Origin of the sequence: Limosilactobacillus coleohominis (assembly GCF_016901675.1) — a bacterium.
In the GTDB taxonomy this organism is placed as follows: Bacteria; Bacillota; Bacilli; order Lactobacillales; family Lactobacillaceae; genus Limosilactobacillus; species Limosilactobacillus intestinavium.
Genome location: NZ_JACJKU010000029.1, coordinates 1 through 19,211 on the forward strand (window position 1 = coordinate 1; position 19,211 = coordinate 19,211).

Below are 19,211 nucleotides of genomic sequence, written 5' to 3' on the forward strand. Positions count from 1 at the left end.
TTGATCAGCATTACTTTGTACATTTACGTCATGATACAAATAGTGTTAATGATCACGTTACTAAGAATGAGACAATTCACTACGTTTACGAAAATGGCAAGACAGCCAAGCCAGATCACACCACCAATACGACATTTACACGGACTGGTACTCAAGATCTAGTAACCAAGAAGATCACTTGGAATGGTTGGACGCCGGAAAGTCATGACTTCAAAGAAGTCGATTCACCAGTAATCGCAGGTTATACTCCTAATATTGTGACCGTGGAAGCTCAGACTGTAACCCCAAGTTCAGATAACATTGAAAAGACAGTTGTCTACAAGGACGATCGTCAAAAAGCCACTGTCACATACATCGACGATACTACCGGCAAGACTCTGCAAACCAAAGAATTAACTGGGGGATCCGATAGCGATTCTGGCTACAACACGAAGGCCACCATTGCGGACTACGAGGGTCAAAATTACGAACTAGTTTCAGATAGTACAGATGGTAATAATGTTGTTTTTGATCACGATGATAGTGTTGATCAGTCTTATGAAGTTCACCTTAAGCATGGCACGGTAAATTGGACAGAAACCATTCATTACATTTACCAAAATGGTCCTCATGCTGGTGAAACAGCAGCCAAGGATTATACAGCTAAACGTGAATTTACTCGTACTAACACGGTGGATAACGTTACTGGAAAAGTGGTTAGCTATGGTGAATGGAACACTGTTGATCCATTTGCTGAAGTAGCTTCGCCAGTTATTGACGGTTACACTGCTGATAAGACGATGGTAGGGCCAATGTCAGTTGATCCAGATTCACAAAATATTGTTGTAGATGTTTACTACACTATGAATGTCAATCCTGATAATCCAAATAATCCCGTGATTCCAACACCAGATAATCCAACACCAAATAATGGTGATAAAAATCATCCAGGCTCAAACGGGCAACAATCCAGTACTGGAAGCCACTCTTCTTCACAAGCAAGTGATAAGCAATTACCGCAAACTGGTGATTCTGAAAAGAGTACTCTTGGGCTTGGCTTGGCCGCTCTTATGACCACATTGGGATTAGGTTTCCGGAAAAAGAGAAATAATTAAGACTGTCAAGAAAAAATACTTTACATTCTTCTTGAAAGTTGGTATATTATTACCTGTTAGAAAAAAAGCCGAGGGAGGTGTCATTAATGTCCGTAAAGATTCGTTTAAAGCGTATGGGTTCTAAGAAGCGTCCATTCTACCGTATCGTAGTTGCTGATTCACGTTCTCCACGTGATGGTCGTTTCATCACTAGTCTTGGTACTTACAACCCACTTACCACTCCAAAGGAAGTTAAGTTTGATGAAGACGCCGTTATGGAATGGTTACAAAAGGGTGCTCAACCTTCTGATACTGTTCGCAACATGCTTCAAAAGGCTGGTGTGATGAAGAAGTACCACGAAGCAAAGTACGCTAAGAAGTAGTGGTTATGAGGTCATGATGCATGACAAATGTTGATTTTTCTAAATTGATCAAGACACTAGTTAAGCCATTAGTAAAAGAGCCCAGCGCCATTACTGTGACTGAACGTGATAGCAATCGATACCATGAATATGTATTGGACGTTGCACCAAGTGACGTTGGACGTGTGATTGGTCGTCAAGGACACGTTGCTAGTGCATTACGAACCGTAGTCGAAGGGGCTCGTGATAAACGTATCAATGATAAGAAAATTCGGTTAATCATTAATGATCACCGCCATTAAAATGAAGGGCTGGGAACAACTTCCCAGTCCTTTTTTGATAAGTTCGTAAAGGAGGCTTAAAAGAGTGAACTACTATCATGTGGGCAAAATCGTTAATACACACGGTATTCGTGGTGAAGTGCGGGTAGTGCCAATTACCGATTTTGTGGATGATCGTTTCCAGAATGGGAAGCAATTATTTATTGAAAAGAACCATGACTACATTCCAGTTACAGTTGAGAAAGCACGTCCTCATAAGGGAATGGAATTAGTAAAATTTGAAGGATTAGATAATATTAATGATGTTCAAACCTTCCGAGACTGTTATTTATCGGTTACCGAGGAACAACAGTCAGATTTAGAGGACGGTGAGTACTACTATCATCAAATAATTGGGCTTGATGTTGTGACAGATGATGGACGTGAGCTAGGAAAAATCAAAGAAATTATGTCACCAGGAGCCAATGACGTGTGGGTAGTAGAACGCTCTGGTAAACAAGATTTGCTTTTACCAGTCATCAAGGATGTTATTAAAGATGTTGATTTAGATAAACATCTAGTTACGGTTGAGCTGATGGAGGGTCTCGAATAATGCGGATTGATATATTAAGCTTATTCCCTGATATGTTTCAAGCTACCTTAGGTGAATCAATCATTGGGCGTGCTCAGGAAGACGGCTTTTTAGATATTAACGTCACTGATTTTCGTAATTATACAACTGACAAGCATAATCATGTTGATGATGCACCATTTGGTGGCGGAGCAGGAATGTTACTTCAGGCTCAACCCATCTATGATGCGATGGATGCCATCGATAAGGAAATTGAAGGCAAATATCCACGGGGACGCGTTATTTTAATGGACCCTGCTGGTCGTAAATTTGATCAGAAATACGCTCAGGAATTATCCCAAGAAGAACACCTAACGTTTATTTGTGGTCACTACGAGGGCTACGATGAGCGGATCCGTAATTTAGTAACGGATGAAGCATCCCTTGGTGATTATGTCTTAACTGGTGGAGAATTAGCTGCAATGGTTATGATTGATGCCACAGTCCGCTTCGTTCCAGGGGTACTTGGCAACCAAGCATCACCAATGGGGGACTCATTTTCAAATGGATTATTAGAATATCCACAATATACTCGTCCTGCTGATTTTCGTGGTATGAAGGTTCCAGAAGTATTAACGAGTGGTAACCACCAAAAGATTAAGGAATGGCGGATGAAAGAATCGTTACGCCGGACATTAGAACGGCGGCCGGATTTATTAGAATCGGCCAATCTAACTCGTGAACAGCAAATCATGCTTCAGGATCTTAAATTAGATCAGGAGAGTGACGATGACGAGTAAGCTATTAAAAAGACTACTACAAAAAGAGGATCCGACAGTTTATCAACTAAAGGATGGGAATCTTGATCCAACGTTGACTACCATGGATTTAATTGGATTAGGCACCGGGATGGTTGTAGGAACAGCAATTTTTACTCTACCTGGGATCGTCGCTGCAGACCATACGGGTCCGGCAGTACCATTGGCTTTTATTGTAGCGGCCATTGGTGCTGGAATGTCAGCACTGGCCTATGCAGAAACGGCTTCTGTTCTACCATTTGCTGGTTCTGCTTTCTCCTGGATGAACGTCTTATTTGGTGAGTTCTTTGGTTGGATTGCCGGCTGGGCACTGCTTGCTGAATATTTTATTTCTGTAGCGTTCGTTGCGTCTGGCTGGTCAGCGTATATGCAAGGTTTTTTGGCCAGTTTTGGTATTCATTTACCCAAGGCATTAACTGGTGGTTTTAATTCTCAGCAGGGTTCATATGTTGATATACTAGCAGCAATCGCGATCTTACTTGTTGGAATCCTACTTTCACATGGTGTTCATCAGGTTAGTCGAATCGAAAATACGATTGTGGCCATTAAGCTCATTGTCATCATTCTTTTTGTGGTAGTCGGTGCGACAGCAATCCATCCGCAAAATTATGTACCATTCATTCCACCACACCGTCCAGGAACATCATTCGGTGGGTGGACTGGTATTATGGCTGGAGCATCACAGATATTCATTGCCTACGTTGGCTTTGACGCAATTGCAGCAAATACTGCTGAGACTAAGAATCCGCAGAAGACAATGCCACGAGGCTTAATCGGGACGCTAGTGCTTGGAACTGGATTCTTTATTGCCGTGTCATTGGTTTTAGTCGGAATGTTCAAATATACTAACTACCGTGGAAATGCAGAACCGGCCGCGTGGGCATTGCGTCATACGGGCCACTACATTACGGCTAATCTGCTATCAGTAGTAGCAATTATCGGTATTTTCTCTGCGTTAATTGCCATTTTACTGGCATCATCACGGTTAATTTATGCTTTCGGTCGTGATGGACTATTACCTAAAACTCTAGGGCACGTTAATAATAAGAAAGTACCTAATCATGCCTTATGGACGATTACCATTTTAGCTATGGTACTTGGGTCGGTATTCCCATTTACGTTCTTGGCAACGCTGGTCTCTGCAGGAACATTGGTGGCATTTATATTTGTCTCGTTAGGTATTTACACCTTACGAAAGCGGGAGGGTAAGGATTTACCAGACGCATCTTTTAAAATGCCTGGTTATCCATATTTGCCAGCTATTTCGGCAATTTTCTCAGCGATTATTTTTTGGAACTTAAATGTTGATGCAAAGTTATTAATGGTGGGTTGGTTCGCAATTGGGCTGTTAGTCTACTTTAGCTACGGAATCCGTCATTCAGAATTAAATTCAAGAAAGCACCCATAAATTTAGAATTGTTCCTTGAGAGTAATAGGTGATTATGTTATATTAGTTTATGGCTGTTTAGCCAGATAAACGGTGTTCCGCTGTTCCCAAGGGAAAGAATGAATGTCGGCGAAAGGAAAGAAAAGATATGCGTCAAAATCAATTGATCGAAAAGATCACTGCAAGTCAACTTCGGGATGATATTCCTGATTTTCGTGCCGGTGATACTGTACGTGTTCACGCCTTAATTGTTGAAGGTTCACGTGAACGTGTTCAAATGTTTGAAGGTGTTGTTATTAAGCGCCATGGTTCAGGTATTTCAGCTACCTACACTGTTCGTAAGATTAGTAACGGTGTTGGTGTTGAACGGACATTCCCTCTTCACACTCCACGTGTTGAAAAGATCGATGTTCTCCGTCATGGTCGTGTACGTCGTGCTAAGTTGTACTACTTACGTGAACGTACTGGTAAGGCTACTCGTATCGCTGAAAAGCGTCGCGACGTTAAGTAGTCTCAAGCCTATATATCAAGGCTTTACCAATATAAAAAAGATCTCCTCATTTTTGGTGAGGGGATCTTTTTTTGCTTAGGGGGTTGCTTAGGGGGATTATAAATGGATTAGAAACATTATCTGTGGCGCACAACCATAATTAATTTATCCAATTCTGCAAGAATGAAAATGAGAATTGCAAAAATCATTACGGCAACCCATTCAATAATGTTCAACCCTTCGACATGGAAAATAGTTTGCATGAATGGAACATACGTTAAGATTAACTGGAGTCCAATCATTAATGCAATGACTCCCCATGCATTTTTACTAATACCACCTAACGTTTTAATACCATAATCGTTAGTTCGGATACTAAAGAAGTAGAAAATCTTACTAAAGACAATAGTGTTAACCATCATGGTAGTAGCATTAATCACATCTGCACCGCCGCGGATGAACCAGTCGTAACCGATTAATGCAAAGATAGCCATTAATGCGGAAACATAGCCAATTTGAATTAAATCATGCCGGTTCATTAATCGTTGATGAACTGGGCGTGGTGCGCGTTTCATGATATCCTTGGCTGCCGGTTCAAACACAAATGCAAATTGAATCGTAATGGCAGAAATCAAGTTAATCCACAACAGTTGGGATGGTTGTAGAGGAACTCGTTGACCTGTTAACAGAGAAAAGGCAACTACCAAGCCTTCAGCAAATGAAGTTGGTAAAAGGAAGAGAATACTCCGTTTAATATTGTCGTAAATCCGGCGACCTTCTTTAATGATCGCTGCCATCGTTGCAAAGTTATCATCGCCTAAGATCATATCTGCAGAATCTTTAGCTACATCGGTACCCTTAATTCCCATAGCGACACCGATATCAGCCTGCTTCAGTGCAGGGGCATCGTTAACCCCGTCACCAACCATTGCGGTAATTTTATTTTTGCTCTGTAAAGCATTGATAATCTCTAGTTTATTCTGTGGGGTCGTTCGAGCAAACACTTGATTTTGTTCAGCAGCGTCAGCCTGTGCATCTGCGCTTAGTTTATCCCATTGTGAACCCGTAATCGCGTTAATCTTTCCGGGAGCTAAACCTAGTTGTTCACCAATAGCACTAGCAGTTTTAGGATCATCACCAGTAATCATTTTGACGGAAACTCCAGCAGTATTCATGGTCTTTAGAGCCGCAATTACTTCAGGGCGTGGTTCGTCAAGCAGAGCTGCAATTCCTAATAACGTAATACCAGCATATAAGTGTTCATGCTGCACTTCTGCTAACGATTCATTAGCAGGGACTTTACGATAACCAACCGCAATTACACGTTTTCCTTCATCTGACCACTTATTGACTCGGTTAGTCCATTTATCTAAGTCAAAATTAGGGTCAGCCTTTTGGGCCATCTCAAATAACTTATCTGGAGAACCTTTTACAAAGATGTATTGCTGGTTATCAGCTTGATTGAAGGTTAATTCAGCAATGTACCTGTAATCCGAATCGAAAGGAAGCAGATCAACTGGGTCAAAATCAGATTGATAGTCAACTCCTAAGGCTTTGCGATAAAGCGTAAGGAAGGCACCATCAGTTGGTTCACCGTTAATGTGCCATTTTCCGTCTTTTTCAATCAGACTAGTGTCATTAGCTTGATATCCAGCTTCTAAGAATAGCTTTAAGTTATCCGTTAATGTTGCCTGAGAATCATTTAAACGAATTTTTCCGACAGGAGCATAACCATTCCCGGTGACATCATAGTGTTGATCGCCAACCCACAGTTCAGTAGCACTCATCTCGTTCTTAGTCAGTGTTCCAGTTTTATCTGTAGCAATGACATCCACAGAACCCAGGGTTTCAACAGCTGGCATTGATTTGATAATGGTGTTGTAAAGTTTGGCCATTTTACTGATTCCAAAAGCCAAAATGACAGAAGTGATGGCAGGTAATCCTTCTGGAATTGCACCAACCAACATTGCTACAACAGCTAATGCGAGGGCCGGTAGAGAGTATATCTTTAGAAAGAAACCAATGACAAAAATGATCACTGAAGCAACGATCGTAATATATGAAACGACTTTACCAACGTGATCGATTTCTTTCGTCAGTGGTGTCTTCTTTGCCTTAATTTGGGCAACTTCTTGTGAGATTTTTCCAATCTCAGTTTGTTCAGCAGTGGCCACTACTATTCCAAGCCCGCTTCCACTAGTAACAGAAGTGGAAGCAAAAGCCATATTAACCCGGTCTGCCAGTGGTACGTCAGGATCAGTAATGTCGTCTGATGTCTTAATCACTGAATTGGTTTCCCCAGTCAGTGATGATTCTTCAATACGAAGGTTATCCGCGGACACAATTCTTAAATCCGCAGGAACGTTATCTCCTGCTTCTAGGAAGACTACATCACCAACGACCAAGTCTGTTGCGTTGATGTCTTGCCGTTGTCCATCACGGTAAACGGTAGCATGCTGCGCCATCATTTCCTTGATTTTAGCGAGTGCGTTAGCCGCGCTTGTCTCTTGGAAATAACCGATTAGCGAATTTAAGACAACTACAGCTGCGATAACAATTGCATCGGTGTAGTGGCCGATTAAAATTGTCAGTAATGTAGCTGCCAGTAAGATGTAGATAACAATATTATTGTATTGGCGGAGGAAAATCTTCCATTTTGGAGTGGGTTTAACCTCAATCGCATTGGGACCATTATTATCAAGTAATCGTTGTGCTTCTTGATTGGTTAAACCATCAGTCCAGTCATGTAAACCAAATTGTTGCTTAAGTTCATTCAGTGATAATTGATAATTTTCCTTCAATGTAATCTCCTTTTCCTTTTTATTTACTTATGTTAATTCTATCATAAGTAAAATTTGAGGATAGTATTGACATTATGATAATTATTTTGTATTCTTCTAGTAATCAATGTCCTTTAAGTTAGTCCCGTGAGGCTAGTAAGGAGCGGTTTAATACTTGTCTATTTATAGGCATAGCAAACGCAACCCCTAGTTTACACGGACTGTGTAACTAGGGGTTTTCTTATTGGACATCGGAAATTGAAAGGTGGTTCATATGGAAAAAACAATTGCGGATAACTTAACAATTCAGCGTTCTTTGACCCGGTTGACATACGAAATCATTGAGAAAAACAAGGGAGTTAATGATTTAGTTTTAGTCGGGATCAAAACGCGTGGCGAATTTTTAGCAAAACGGATGGCTAAGCAAATGTTGAAATTAGAGGGGGCAGAAGTTCCCGTTTTTGCTGTGGACATTACAGATTACAGAGATGATCGCCCTGCTAATGAACAACATAACGACCTGTCAAATCAAGTGCTGACTAATATTGATGATAAGCACATCGTACTAGTTGACGATGTATTCTACACTGGGCGAACAATGCGGGCAGCGATGGATGCATTAATGGATTTAGGGCGCCCTGAACGGATTAGTATTGCTGTTTTAGTTGATCGTGGACATCGTGAAATGCCAATTCGTCCTGATTTCATTGGTAAAAATATACCAACTGCTAGTGAAGAAAAAATTAAGGTTAATTTAGCAGAAGTCGACGATCATGACAGCATCGATTTAATTAAATAATAATTCACCATTAATAATGCTCCAGAGAGGGTAGGATGGTATCAGATCCACACTACTAGTGGATTACCTACCCGGAGCAGATTGCTTACGGGTTTTTATTTTATAAAGGAGAATAATTATGACTGAAGAATTAGTGTCATTGCCACATTTTGTGAGTGTTGAAAACTTAACAGTTGACCAAATTAACGCTTTGATTAATCGGGCGGAATATTTTAAAAAGGGCGGTCAAGTACCAACTTTATCAAATCCGGTTTACGTTACTAATATGTTTTTTGAAAACTCTACCCGTACACACACGAGTTTTGCAATGGCTGAAAAGAAGCTTGGTTTGACAGAAATTCCATTTGATGGATCCCACAGTTCACGTAGTAAGGGTGAAACAATGTACGATACCTGTCTAGTCATGAATGCTTTGGGCGTTGACTTAACAGTAATCCGTGATTCACAAAATGAATATTATAATCCGCTAATCCACCTTTCTGCCGATCATCACCTTAATATTGGAATCGTTAATGCGGGTGATGGTAGTGGTCAACACCCATCACAAAGTTTGCTGGACATGATGACAATTCATGAACATTTTGGCAAGTTTGCTGGCTTAAAGGTTGCAATTGTAGGTGATATTACAAACTCACGAGTTGCCCGTAGCAACATGGAAATTTTAACCCGCTTGGGTGCGGAAGTTTACTTCTCTGGTCCAGAATACTGGTACGATCATGCATTTGACAAATATGGTAAATATTTGCCACTGGATGAATTGGTTGACCAAGTTGATGTCATGATGTTGTTACGAGTACAACATGAACGACACGCTGGCGATGCTAATGAAGATCAATTTGATGCCCAAAAGTACCATGAAGAATATGGAATTAACCAAGCACGTTATGACCGCTTGAAGGACGACTGCTTAATTATGCACCCAGGTCCAATCAACCATGACGTAGAATTAGCGGGCAACTTAGTTGAAGCCCCAAAGAGTGCATTCTTCCGTCAGATGCACAATGGTGTCTTTATGCGGATGGCAATGTTAGAAGCAGTTTTACGTGGTCGACACTTAGGAGGTCTTAAATAATGCAAACCTTAATTCAAAACGGAACGGTCTACACTAATGGTCAGTTAATTCCAGCAGATGTTTTAATTACTGATCAAACAATTAGTGCAATTGGCGCACATGGTGCTTTTCATGGCAATTATGACCATGTGATTGATGCTACTAATCAATTGGTAACTCCAGGATTGGTGGACGTTCACGTTCATTATCGTGATCCAGGACAAACACAAAAAGAAACGATTAAAACTGGTTCTAAGGCGGCGGCACATGGTGGCTTTACAACTGTTGGAGCGATGCCTAACTTGGATCCAGCTCCCGACACACCAGAGCGGGTAGCTAACATGGTAAAACGGAACCAAAATGAAGGTGTTGTTCACATTGAACAATTTGCCACCATTACGACCGGTCGAAAAGGGGACGAATTAGTTGATTTTGCCGGTGTAAAAAAGGCTGGTGCTTTTGCGGTAAGTAATGACGGCTCCGGAGTACAAACGGCCGGTACAATGTATCAAGCCATGGCAGGAGCGGCCAAAGCTGGATTACCACTAGCCGCCCACGTGGAAGATAATTCACTGCTATTTGGTGGAGTGATGACGGAAAGCGATCGTTCAAAGGAATTAGGTTTACCTGGTGCACCAAGCGTTTCAGAATCATCACAAGTAGCTCGTGACCTGGTATTAGCTAAGGCTACAGGTGTTCATTATCACATCTGCCATGTTTCAACTAAAGAAAGCATTGCCATGGTACGGTTTGCAAAGCAACAAGGTGTTCACGTTACATGTGAAGCCTCACCACACCATTTATTACTGTCAGTTAATGACATTAATGGCAAGGATACAAATTACAAAATGAATCCACCTCTGCGAACAGAAGCTGATCGCCAGGCACTGATTGATGGTTTAAAGGATGGGACCGTTGACATGATTGCGACCGATCATGCTCCGCACACTGTTGAAGATAAGCCGGCAGACTTTACCAAAGCTGCAAATGGAATTACTGGAAGTGAAACAGCTTTTTGTGAACTGTACACCAAGTTAGTTAAAACCGGGATTATCTCGTTAACGAAATTGTTAGACCTAATGACTGCCAAACCTGCAGATCTCTTTAATCTCCATAATGCTGGACACTTAGAGCCAGGAAAGCCAGCTGATATTGCCATCTTTGATCTTAATAACGCAACAACGATTCAAGAGGCAGATTATGAATCTAAAGGGATCAACACACCATTTACAGGTGACCGAGTTTTTGGTGCCACCGTCATGACATTAGTTGATGGACAAGTAGTTTACCAACGAAAGGAAGATTAGAATGAAACGCTATTTAGTTTTAGAAGATGGCAGCATCTTCAGTGGTGAAGCCTTTGGCGCTGATCAAAATACAATCGGAGAAGTGGTCTTCAACACTGGAATGACTGGGTACCAAGAATCAATTACTGACCAATCATATGCGAATCAGATATTAGTGTTTACCAATCCTTTAATTGGTAACTATGGTGTTAACCTAGACGACTACGAAAGTCTGGAACCACAAATAAAGGGTGTGATTTGTTACCAATTAGCACGGCGTCCAAGCAGTTGGCGGATGCAGGATACTTTACCGCACTTTTTAGAACAAAACGGGATTCCTGGAATTCAAGGAATTGATACCCGTGAATTAGTACGAAAATTACGTGAGCATGGTACACTTCGCGGCACGATTGTTGATGAGGTTAATAATTTACAAACCATTGTGGACAAACTTAAAAAATCCCAACCAACTAAGGGAATCATCAAGAAGGTTTCAACGAAGTCTGCTTATCCGAACCCAGGAACTAAGCGCAACATTGTTGTGGTTGATTTTGGGATTAAGCACAGTATTTTACGTGAATTAGCGAAGCGCGATTGCAACGTGATTGTGCTTCCATGTACCACTACTGCTCAACAAATTGAAAACCTGCATCCAGATGGTGTGCTACTAAGCAATGGTCCAGGTGACCCTGAGGAAATGACTGATGCTGTCAAAATGGTAGCTGAAATTGAAAAGCATTTTCCACTGTTTGGGATCTGCATGGGTCACCAGATCTTTGCATTAGCTAACGGTGCGAAAACATACAAGATGAAGTTTGGTCACCGTGGATTTAATCACCCAGTACGTGACATTGCAACCGGAAAGATTGCATTTACATCGCAAAACCATGGTTATGCTGTCGATGCGGATTCAATTGATAAGGATCGGTTAATGATTACACATGAAGAAGTTAATGATGGGGCAGTGGAAGGACTGCGTCACAAGCATTACCCAGCCTTTTCTGTACAATTCCACCCGGATGCAGCACCCGGACCACATGATGCCGATGCATTATTTGATGACTTTATTAGCATGGTAGACCAGCAAAAGGAGGAACACTAATCATGCCAAAACGTAAAGACATTCACAAGATCATGGTTTTTGGTTCGGGGCCGATCATCATTGGACAGGCCGCCGAATTTGATTATTCAGGTACGCAAGCTTGTCTGGCATTGAAAGAAGAAGGCTATGAAACAGTCCTGGTAAATTCCAATCCAGCGACAATTATGACCGATAACGAAATTGCTGACCATGTTTATATCGAACCCTTAACAGTTGAATCAGTTTCACGAATCATCCGTCAAGAATATCCAGATGCCATTTTACCGACTTTAGGTGGTCAAATCGGTTTAAACTTGGCCGTTGCTTTATCAAAGACCGGGTTATTAGATGAACTTGGAATTGAACTTCTTGGAACCAAGCTGGATTCAATTGATCGTGCGGAAGACCGGGAACGCTTTAAGGAATTAATGCAAGATTTGAATGAGCCGGTACCTGCTTCCCAAACTGTTTCAACAGTTGATGAGGCTCTCGATTTTGCTCACCAAATTGGTTATCCGGTAATTGTACGTCCGGCATTTACGATGGGTGGTACCGGTGGCGGAATGTGTCATAACGACGATGAACTTAAAATGATTGCTGCTAATGGATTAGATCTATCACCAGCTACCCAATGTTTAATTGAAAAATCAATTGCTGGATACAAGGAAATTGAATTTGAAGTGATGCGGGATGCAAAAGACGACGCAATGGTAGTTTGCTGCATGGAAAACTTTGATCCAGTTGGTATCCACACCGGTGATTCAATTGTGTTTGCTCCTAATCAAACATTATCTGACCGAGAATACCAAATGTTACGGGACTGTGCATTGAAACTTATCCGAGCATTGAAGATTGAAGGGGGCTGTAACGTTCAACTGGCCCTTGATCCTAACAGCTACCACTACGATGTCATTGAAGTTAACCCCCGGGTTTCCCGTTCCTCAGCTTTAGCTTCCAAAGCGACAGGTTATCCAATCGCTAAAATGGCAGCTAAAATTGCCGTTGGCTTGACCCTTGACGAGATTACTAACCCGGTTACCGGAACTACCTACGCTGAATTTGAACCTGCTCTCGACTACGTCGTCTGCAAGATTCCACGGTGGCCATTTGATAAATTTACCCGTGCCGACCGGACTTTAGGCAGTCAAATGAAAGCAACCGGTGAAGTAATGGCGATTGGACGAAATGCTGAAGAAGCTTTCCAAAAAGCGGTTCGTTCTCTAGAAATTGATGTGAAGGACTTTTTCTCTCCAGAAGCACATCAGGCAACGGACATTCAACTGGAAGACAAGTTGGTTCATGCACAAGATGACCGCTTATTCTACATTGCTGAAGCCTTCCGACGTGGCTATTCCATCGAAGATGTTCATGAATTAACTAAGATCAATGATTACTTCTTAGACATTGTTCATCATATTGTTGAGATGGAAAAGACGATCCAAAACGCTCCACAAGACGTTGAAGTTTTGCGGGAAGCGAAGAAGTATGGCTTTAGTGATGTGACCATCGCTAACCTGTGGAATGTTGAAACTGATGATGTGCGCAAATTGCGCTTAGCTAATCACATTGTGCCGGTTTATAAGATGGTTGACACATGTGCCGCTGAATTTGCCTCCTCAACACCATATTTCTACAGCACTTATGATCATGAAAATGAAAGTATTCGTTCCAAGAAGCCATCAATTCTGGTAATTGGTTCTGGCCCAATCCGGATTGGACAAGGGGTTGAGTTTGATTACGCAACTGTCCACTGTGTTAAGGCTATTCAACGACACGGTTACGAAGCAATTGTTATGAACTCAAACCCGGAAACTGTTTCAACTGACTTCTCAATTTCAGATAAGCTCTATTTCGAACCACTAACGTTGGAAGACGTAATGAATGTTTGTGACTTGGAACAACCTGCCGGTGTAATTGTGCAGTTTGGTGGACAAACGGCAATTAACCTCGCTGCAGGTTTAGATGCTCATGGAGTCAAAATCTTAGGAACAAGTGTTAAAGACTTGGATGCTGCAGAAGATCGGCGAGTATTCGATAAAGTCATTAAAGACTTAAACTTGAAGCAACCTGTCGGTTTGACAGCCACTACTCACCAAGGAGTTATTGATGCTGCCCAAAAGATTGGTTATCCAGTTTTGGTACGACCAAGCTATGTACTGGGTGGTAAGGCAATGGAAATTGTTTATAACGAAGCTGAGCTGGAGCAGTACCTTAAAGATAATGCCAACATTGCCAGCGATCACCCAATCTTAATCGATGCGTACCTTGAAGGTCGTGAATGTGAAGTTGACGCCATTTGTGATGGCAATGATGTTCTATTGCCAGGAATTATGGAACACATTGAACGTGCCGGTGTTCACTCTGGTGACTCCATGGCGGTTTACCCACCGCAAAACTTTGATGATGATATTAAGCATCAAATTGTTGAGGCCACAAAGAAGTTATGCATTGCTTTGAAGTGTATTGGGATCATGAATATTCAATTTATTATTCATAATCACGAAGCATATGTTCTGGAAGTCAATCCGCGTGCCAGCCGGACAGTTCCATTCCTCAGCAAAATCACTGGGATTGAAATGGCTCAAGTTGCTACCGGTGTCATTCTTGGTGATTCCTTGAAGAAGCAAGGTTATCAAGATGGCCTTTATCCTGAACCAGCAACGATTCATGTTAAAGCACCAGTCTTCAGCTTCAATAAACTGGATGACGTTGATGCCTTCTTAGGGCCAGAAATGAAGTCTACCGGTGAAGTCATGGGTAGTGATCGGACGTTTGAAAAAGCATTGTATAAAGCCTTTGCAGGTGCAAAAATGCGTCTGCCAGAAAACGGTAACGTCTTACTAACGATTGAAGATAATGATAAGCAAGCCATCTTACCATTAGCCAAACGCTTTGCTGGAATTGGTTATCGAATTCTAGCAACTAGCGGTACTGCTGAATTCTTGAAGAAGCATGGTCTCCACATTGAAGTAGTTGATAAGATTCACGAAGATGTTGACAATAACATTCTTGATGCAATCAAGAACAATGTCGATATCGTAATCAACACCATGGGTCATGACTATCAGAAGAATTCAGACGGGTTTATTATTCGACAAACTGCCATTGAACATAATGTTCCATTACTAACGGCTTTAGATACTGTTGATGCATTGTTACGGGCGCTTGAGAACCGTTCCTTCTCCACCCAAGCACTTTAAAAGGAGTCAAATTATGAATAATCAAATTGCTGTTCAAATTCCTGGACTAAATATGAAAACACCATTAATGCCAGCATCAGGTACGTTTGGCTTTGGTGATGCGTGGGGCGCCGATAAGGTTGATTTTAATCAATTAGGTGCCTTAGCCATTAAAACAACAACACCGCAAGCGACAACGGGGAATCCTCAACCGCAAATTGCAATGTTAAAAGATGGGGTAATGAACTCTGTTGGTTTGACTAACCCAGGAGTTGATGCGGTTGTGAGCGATAAGCTACCTAAGCTTCACGCTAAGTATCCCGAATTACCAATCCTCGGGAGCGTTGGTGGTGCTTCACAAGAAGACTACACATTAGTGGCCACTAAGTTAGCGCAAAGTGGGCTAGTAAATGCTCTTGAATTGAACGTTTCTTGTCCTAATGTCTCCCATGGTGGAATGTCATTTGGAGTTGACGCAAAAGCTGTCGAATCTATTACCAAAGCCGTAAAGGATGCTGTTGGTGATGTTCCTGTATATGTAAAATTAACTCCAAACGTAACCGACATTGTTGAAATTGCTAAGGCAGCAGAAGCTGGTGGAGCAGACGGCCTAAGCTTGATTAATACGGTATTGGGGTTGCACATTGATATTAAGACTCGTAAACCTGTACTGGGCAATGGAATGGGTGGATACTCTGGAACAGCGGTGAAACCATTAGCCGTACGGATGGTTTATCAGGTTTCACACGCGACCAAGTTGCCAATCATCGGCCAAGGAGGAATTTACACAGCAGAAGATGTTGTTGAATTCTTCTTAGCTGGTGCGAACGCGGTTGCGCTTGGAGCTGCTCACTTCAAGGACATTAATGCTTGTCCGCATATTGCAGCTAAATTACCAGCGTTACTTGATCAACTCGGTATATCATCATTATCAGCACTCAGTCATGAAGTGCGTGGATAATTTTAGAATTACTAAATTGAATATGGAGCAGCAGTGATATACTGCTAACATCAAAAAGAGGGGTCTAACGTTCGTTTTGTCGAGCGCTAGACCCTATTGTTATACTATGCTTTTCATGCTTGAAGCTGGTAATCTGACTTAAGTGATTATGATAATCATAAGTTGTCAATTAAAGTTGGCGATCATTCAAAATTTTGGTTACAATATTACGGTTACTATTATCAAGAAAGTGAGTTGCTGAAATGATCAAATGGCAATCGGCAATTAAATATTTTCTATTAATTTGTATTGGAATGGTTTTGGGCCAAGGCCTCATGGCAGGTCAGAAATACTATGAACAGGTTCAGTTCAAAAATCACTTTGTTCAAAATGATCACCGATCGGCTAAGGTGATTGGCGGTTTGACTGATGACCAACGTGAACATTTGGCGCAACTGAATTATTAACCGGGTGAAGCTGTGTTGGTTTATGTTAATCATGGACGTTCAACACTGAATCCCAAATCATGGCAGTCTAACTATGTAATTTTCAATCATTTAGACCATCTAGGTAGAACCTCACTTGGGAATACTGCCTTTCTAGAACAACATAATCATGCAGACACTTCTTTGCGGACTGATCAGCAATCTCAGCCAGCAGGATGGCATGATAATTATGATGGGAATTTAGTTTATAACCGTGGTCATCTGATTGCGTATTCTTTGACTGCTGGGATTAATCCGCAGACTGGACGTTACCAACCCAGCAAAATTGGTGACCAGGATAACCCCCCAAAATTTATTTACGGAGACTGACTTTGTTAACCAGGAAGTTCAAACGATCTACGAAGCCAAAGTCCGCCATGCTATTGAGCGGGGTGAACACGTTATTTATCAAGCAACGCCAATTTTTAGAGGAAATGAATTAGTTCCACGAGGAATTAATCTTCAGGCAATTTCCACGAATGGGCGTCTTAACTTTAATGTTTTTCTATTTAATGTTGAACCCGGGGTGCAAATTAACTACGCTAATGGAACATATACATATAATTCTCAAATGACAGTTCCAGTTCCACTAGATGCAGTGAATGCTGCTGATAATCAGAAGAGCAGCAATGCTCAATTTACTTTTGTGGGAAATTATGCACGTCCAATAGCAAGCCATCCGCGTCAATACATAAGAAAATGGTAAAATAAGAAAAAATGAAAACGGGAGACAATTGATAATGAATCTACCAGTAGCTTTTCAAAATAAATATCGCCGGCTTCTTGGTGACGAAGCGGATGCTTTTCTAGCATCATTTGATGAACCAAGTACCAGCGGTTTTCGGAGCAATCCGCTGAAAAATGGGCAACCTCAGGCGACCATTGAACAATCATCTGGCCGAGTGCCGTATGTTTCGACTGGATATTATGGATCCGTAAATGGAAAATCATTGGACCATGTGACCGGGTGGATCTATAGTCAGGAACCCTCAGCTATGTTTGTTGGTGAAGTCGTTGATCCACAACCGGGTGAGAAAGTATTAGACCTTTGTGCTGCTCCGGGAGGGAAAAGTACGCACTTGATTGCTAAAATGAAGGATCAAGGACTGTTAGTTGCAAATGAAATTTTTGCAAAGAGAGCGCAAGTCTTGGCTTCCAATCTTGAACGGTGGGGGACCAAAAATACAGTTGTTCTCAACGAACGTCCAGATTCCTTAGAAAAGCAATTTCCAGCTTTCTTTGATCGAATTCTGGTGGATGCACCATGCTCTGGAGAAGGAATGTTTAGAAAGGAACCGGCAGGAATTGAGTACTGGAATGAAAATTATCCTGCTGAGTGTGCTAATCGGCAGAGAAAAATTCTTCAGTCAGCTCTGAAAATGTTAAAGGCAGGTGGGGTGCTAGTCTACTCCACATGTACTTTTGCACCAGAAGAAGATGAGCAAAATATTGCCTGGTTATTGAAAGAATATCCGGCCTTGCGGATGCTTTCTGTTGAAAAAATTCCTGAGATGGATGATGGACGTCCTGAATGGGCGGATCAAAATCCTGAGTTGAAGAAAGCGGTACGACTTTTTCCACACCACATGAAGGGTGAGGGGCATTTTATCGCGAAGTTACAACTAACAGAACAGCCTGTAACACCAGTTAAGAAAAAGCACAAGAAGAAAGGTCGTACCAATAATAATCAATTAACCAAGGATGAGCGGCAATTATTTGAAAAATGGAGTACAAAGTACTTGCCAAAATGTGAGTTTAATAATTTAGTAAAATTTGGTGAGCAACTCTTTGCTGTTCCAAATGGAATGCCTGATATGGGTTCCTTAAAAGTACAAACGCCTGGATTACATTTAGGAACGTTTAAGAAAAATCGGTTTGAACCTGCACTGGCACTAGGTTTAGCATTACAACCAGAACAGATGACCAACCACTTAGATATTACCAAAGAGCAGTGGAGAAAGTATGTTCATGGTGATACATTCAACGTTGAACGAAGTACCCCTAATGGTTGGTACTTACTAGTATGTGAGGGTCACACCACTGGATTTGGTAAAGTGGTAAACGGGATTGTGAAGAACTTTTTCCCGAAGGGTTTACGATTTTAAAGGAGGATGAACCATGAGTGAATATGAAGTAAAAACTGATTTGCAAGCCGAAGAATGGCGGTTGAAAAACCAGGCACGTGGTCATGTCTTTTTTTCTGATGACATTAAAGCGGATGGTACAGATGCTGGCCCTAATCCGGTCGAATATTTAACAGGGGCGGTTAATTCTTGTATTACCATGTCTGCGGGAATGGTGGTAAAAAGCAAACAGTACGATGTTCACCACTTTTATTTAACCACCCAGGCAACCACAAAGGATTTAGGACATGGTAAGTCAGTGGTGGATCAGATGACAATTAACTTCCATTTTGAATCTTCAATGAGCCCAGAAGAGCAACAAAAATTTGTTGATTTTGTGTTACATGTTTCGACGGTTTACCAAACTGTCGCTCAGAGTGTAACGATGACAATTAACATTAATAAATAGAAAGCAAAAGGGAGATAATATGAAGTGACCTCCTTAATTGTTAATGCAGGGATTTAGACACATAATTAATGTATAGCGAAAAAGCATTAGTTAAGGTCGTTACCCTAAACAATTAAG

19 protein-coding genes are annotated in these 19,211 nt (G+C 41.5%); 18 read left to right on the forward strand and 1 reads right to left on the reverse strand.

Features of this window, described 5'->3' with window-relative positions:
• From H5975_RS04025 to rplS, 7 genes are all read left to right on the forward strand, one after another.
• Positions 1 to 1,094, forward strand: a 1,094-nt coding sequence (locus H5975_RS04025; protein ID WP_204784972.1) for a mucin-binding protein, incomplete at its 5' end; no start/stop codon positions are given.
• An 86-nt stretch (positions 1,095 to 1,180) separates the two neighbouring features.
• Positions 1,181 to 1,456, forward strand: a complete 276-nt coding sequence (rpsP, locus tag H5975_RS04030; RefSeq protein WP_178660402.1) for a 30S ribosomal protein S16 — start codon at positions 1,181 to 1,183, stop codon at positions 1,454 to 1,456.
• 20 nt (positions 1,457 to 1,476) lie between these two features.
• Positions 1,477 to 1,737, forward strand: coding sequence for a KH domain-containing protein (locus H5975_RS04035; protein WP_204784973.1), 261 nt, complete (start codon positions 1,477 to 1,479; stop codon positions 1,735 to 1,737).
• 64 nt (positions 1,738 to 1,801) lie between these two features.
• On the forward strand, positions 1,802 to 2,308 hold the full coding sequence (rimM, locus tag H5975_RS04040; RefSeq protein WP_178660398.1) for a ribosome maturation factor RimM: 507 nt from the start codon (positions 1,802 to 1,804) through the stop codon (positions 2,306 to 2,308).
• Positions 2,308 to 3,066: a tRNA (guanosine(37)-N1)-methyltransferase TrmD gene (trmD, locus tag H5975_RS04045; RefSeq protein WP_204784974.1), complete on the forward strand. Its 759-nt coding sequence runs from the start codon at positions 2,308 to 2,310 to the stop codon at positions 3,064 to 3,066. Before rimM ends, trmD begins: the two co-directional genes overlap by 1 nt.
• Positions 3,056 to 4,492, forward strand: coding sequence for an APC family permease (locus H5975_RS04050; RefSeq protein WP_204784975.1), 1,437 nt, complete (start codon positions 3,056 to 3,058; stop codon positions 4,490 to 4,492). The genes trmD and H5975_RS04050 overlap by 11 nt, the downstream gene beginning before the upstream one ends.
• Before the next feature lie 127 nt (positions 4,493 to 4,619).
• Complete coding sequence (gene rplS, locus H5975_RS04055; protein WP_178660392.1) at positions 4,620 to 4,982, forward strand: 50S ribosomal protein L19; 363 nt, start codon at positions 4,620 to 4,622, stop codon at positions 4,980 to 4,982.
• 116 nt (positions 4,983 to 5,098) lie between these two features.
• Here the strand turns inward: rplS and H5975_RS04060 are convergent, their stop codons facing one another.
• A complete protein-coding gene (locus H5975_RS04060) occupies positions 5,099 to 7,762 on the reverse strand; it encodes an HAD-IC family P-type ATPase (RefSeq protein ID WP_204784976.1) in 2,664 nt (887 codons plus the stop codon).
• Positions 7,763 to 8,015: 253 nt separating this feature from the next.
• Here H5975_RS04060 and pyrR point away from each other — a divergent pair, with 253 nt between their 5' ends.
• The 11 genes from pyrR to H5975_RS04115 all read left to right on the forward strand — a co-directional run bounded on the left by pyrR (position 8,016) and on the right by H5975_RS04115 (position 19,094).
• Entirely contained in the window at positions 8,016 to 8,540 is a 525-nt protein-coding gene (gene pyrR, locus H5975_RS04065) for a bifunctional pyr operon transcriptional regulator/uracil phosphoribosyltransferase PyrR (protein ID WP_178660390.1), read from the forward strand.
• Positions 8,541 to 8,658: 118 nt separating this feature from the next.
• Positions 8,659 to 9,612 carry an aspartate carbamoyltransferase catalytic subunit gene (locus tag H5975_RS04070; RefSeq protein WP_204784977.1) on the forward strand — a complete coding sequence of 318 codons (954 nt, stop codon included), beginning with the start codon at positions 8,659 to 8,661 and terminating at the stop codon, positions 9,610 to 9,612.
• Positions 9,612 to 10,898 carry a dihydroorotase gene (locus H5975_RS04075; RefSeq protein ID WP_204784978.1) on the forward strand — a complete coding sequence of 429 codons (1,287 nt, stop codon included), beginning with the start codon at positions 9,612 to 9,614 and terminating at the stop codon, positions 10,896 to 10,898. Before H5975_RS04070 ends, H5975_RS04075 begins: the two co-directional genes overlap by 1 nt.
• 1 nt (position 10,899) lies before the next feature.
• On the forward strand, positions 10,900 to 11,979 hold the full coding sequence (locus H5975_RS04080; RefSeq protein ID WP_204784979.1) for a carbamoyl phosphate synthase small subunit: 1,080 nt from the start codon (positions 10,900 to 10,902) through the stop codon (positions 11,977 to 11,979).
• Positions 11,980 to 11,981: 2 nt separating this feature from the next.
• Positions 11,982 to 15,158 carry a carbamoyl-phosphate synthase large subunit gene (gene carB, locus H5975_RS04085; protein ID WP_204784980.1) on the forward strand — a complete coding sequence of 1,059 codons (3,177 nt, stop codon included), beginning with the start codon at positions 11,982 to 11,984 and terminating at the stop codon, positions 15,156 to 15,158.
• Positions 15,159 to 15,171: 13 nt separating this feature from the next.
• Positions 15,172 to 16,098, forward strand: coding sequence for a dihydroorotate dehydrogenase (locus H5975_RS04090; RefSeq protein ID WP_204784981.1), 927 nt, complete (start codon positions 15,172 to 15,174; stop codon positions 16,096 to 16,098).
• Between the two features lie 242 nt (positions 16,099 to 16,340).
• Positions 16,341 to 16,544, forward strand: coding sequence for a hypothetical protein (locus H5975_RS04095; protein ID WP_204784982.1), 204 nt, complete (start codon positions 16,341 to 16,343; stop codon positions 16,542 to 16,544).
• Positions 16,545 to 16,559: 15 nt separating this feature from the next.
• Entirely contained in the window at positions 16,560 to 16,892 is a 333-nt protein-coding gene (locus H5975_RS08945; protein WP_204784983.1) for a DNA/RNA non-specific endonuclease, read from the forward strand.
• Positions 16,852 to 17,268 (forward strand): DNA/RNA non-specific endonuclease, encoded by a 417-nt coding sequence (locus H5975_RS08950; protein ID WP_204784984.1) that lies wholly within the window; start codon positions 16,852 to 16,854, stop codon positions 17,266 to 17,268. Before H5975_RS08945 ends, H5975_RS08950 begins: the two co-directional genes overlap by 41 nt.
• A 34-nt stretch (positions 17,269 to 17,302) precedes the next feature.
• Positions 17,303 to 18,667, forward strand: a complete 1,365-nt coding sequence (locus H5975_RS04110) for an RsmF rRNA methyltransferase first C-terminal domain-containing protein (protein WP_204784985.1) — start codon at positions 17,303 to 17,305, stop codon at positions 18,665 to 18,667.
• A gap of 13 nt (positions 18,668 to 18,680) precedes the next feature.
• Positions 18,681 to 19,094 carry an OsmC family protein gene (locus H5975_RS04115; protein WP_204784986.1) on the forward strand — a complete coding sequence of 138 codons (414 nt, stop codon included), beginning with the start codon at positions 18,681 to 18,683 and terminating at the stop codon, positions 19,092 to 19,094.
• The last annotated feature ends 117 nt before the right edge of the window (positions 19,095 to 19,211 follow it).

Excerpts from the sequence above, each read along its gene's own strand:
- rpsP (WP_178660402.1), top strand. The coding sequence starts at position 1,181 with ATGTCCGTAAAGATTCGTTTAAAGCGTATGGGTTCTAAGAAGCGTCCA.
- H5975_RS04035 (WP_204784973.1), top strand. The coding sequence starts at position 1,477 with ATGACAAATGTTGATTTTTCTAAATTGATCAAGACACTAGTTAAGCCA.
- trmD (WP_204784974.1), top strand. The coding sequence starts at position 2,308 with ATGCGGATTGATATATTAAGCTTATTCCCTGATATGTTTCAAGCTACC.
- H5975_RS04050 (WP_204784975.1), top strand. The coding sequence starts at position 3,056 with ATGACGAGTAAGCTATTAAAAAGACTACTACAAAAAGAGGATCCGACA.
- rplS (WP_178660392.1), top strand. The coding sequence starts at position 4,620 with ATGCGTCAAAATCAATTGATCGAAAAGATCACTGCAAGTCAACTTCGG.
- pyrR (WP_178660390.1), top strand. The coding sequence starts at position 8,016 with ATGGAAAAAACAATTGCGGATAACTTAACAATTCAGCGTTCTTTGACC.
- H5975_RS04070 (WP_204784977.1), top strand. The coding sequence starts at position 8,659 with ATGACTGAAGAATTAGTGTCATTGCCACATTTTGTGAGTGTTGAAAAC.
- H5975_RS04075 (WP_204784978.1), top strand. The coding sequence starts at position 9,612 with ATGCAAACCTTAATTCAAAACGGAACGGTCTACACTAATGGTCAGTTA.
- H5975_RS04080 (WP_204784979.1), top strand. The coding sequence starts at position 10,900 with ATGAAACGCTATTTAGTTTTAGAAGATGGCAGCATCTTCAGTGGTGAA.
- carB (WP_204784980.1), top strand. The coding sequence starts at position 11,982 with ATGCCAAAACGTAAAGACATTCACAAGATCATGGTTTTTGGTTCGGGG.
- H5975_RS04090 (WP_204784981.1), top strand. The coding sequence starts at position 15,172 with ATGAATAATCAAATTGCTGTTCAAATTCCTGGACTAAATATGAAAACA.
- H5975_RS04095 (WP_204784982.1), top strand. The coding sequence starts at position 16,341 with ATGATCAAATGGCAATCGGCAATTAAATATTTTCTATTAATTTGTATT.
- H5975_RS04110 (WP_204784985.1), top strand. The coding sequence starts at position 17,303 with ATGAATCTACCAGTAGCTTTTCAAAATAAATATCGCCGGCTTCTTGGT.
- H5975_RS04115 (WP_204784986.1), top strand. The coding sequence starts at position 18,681 with ATGAGTGAATATGAAGTAAAAACTGATTTGCAAGCCGAAGAATGGCGG.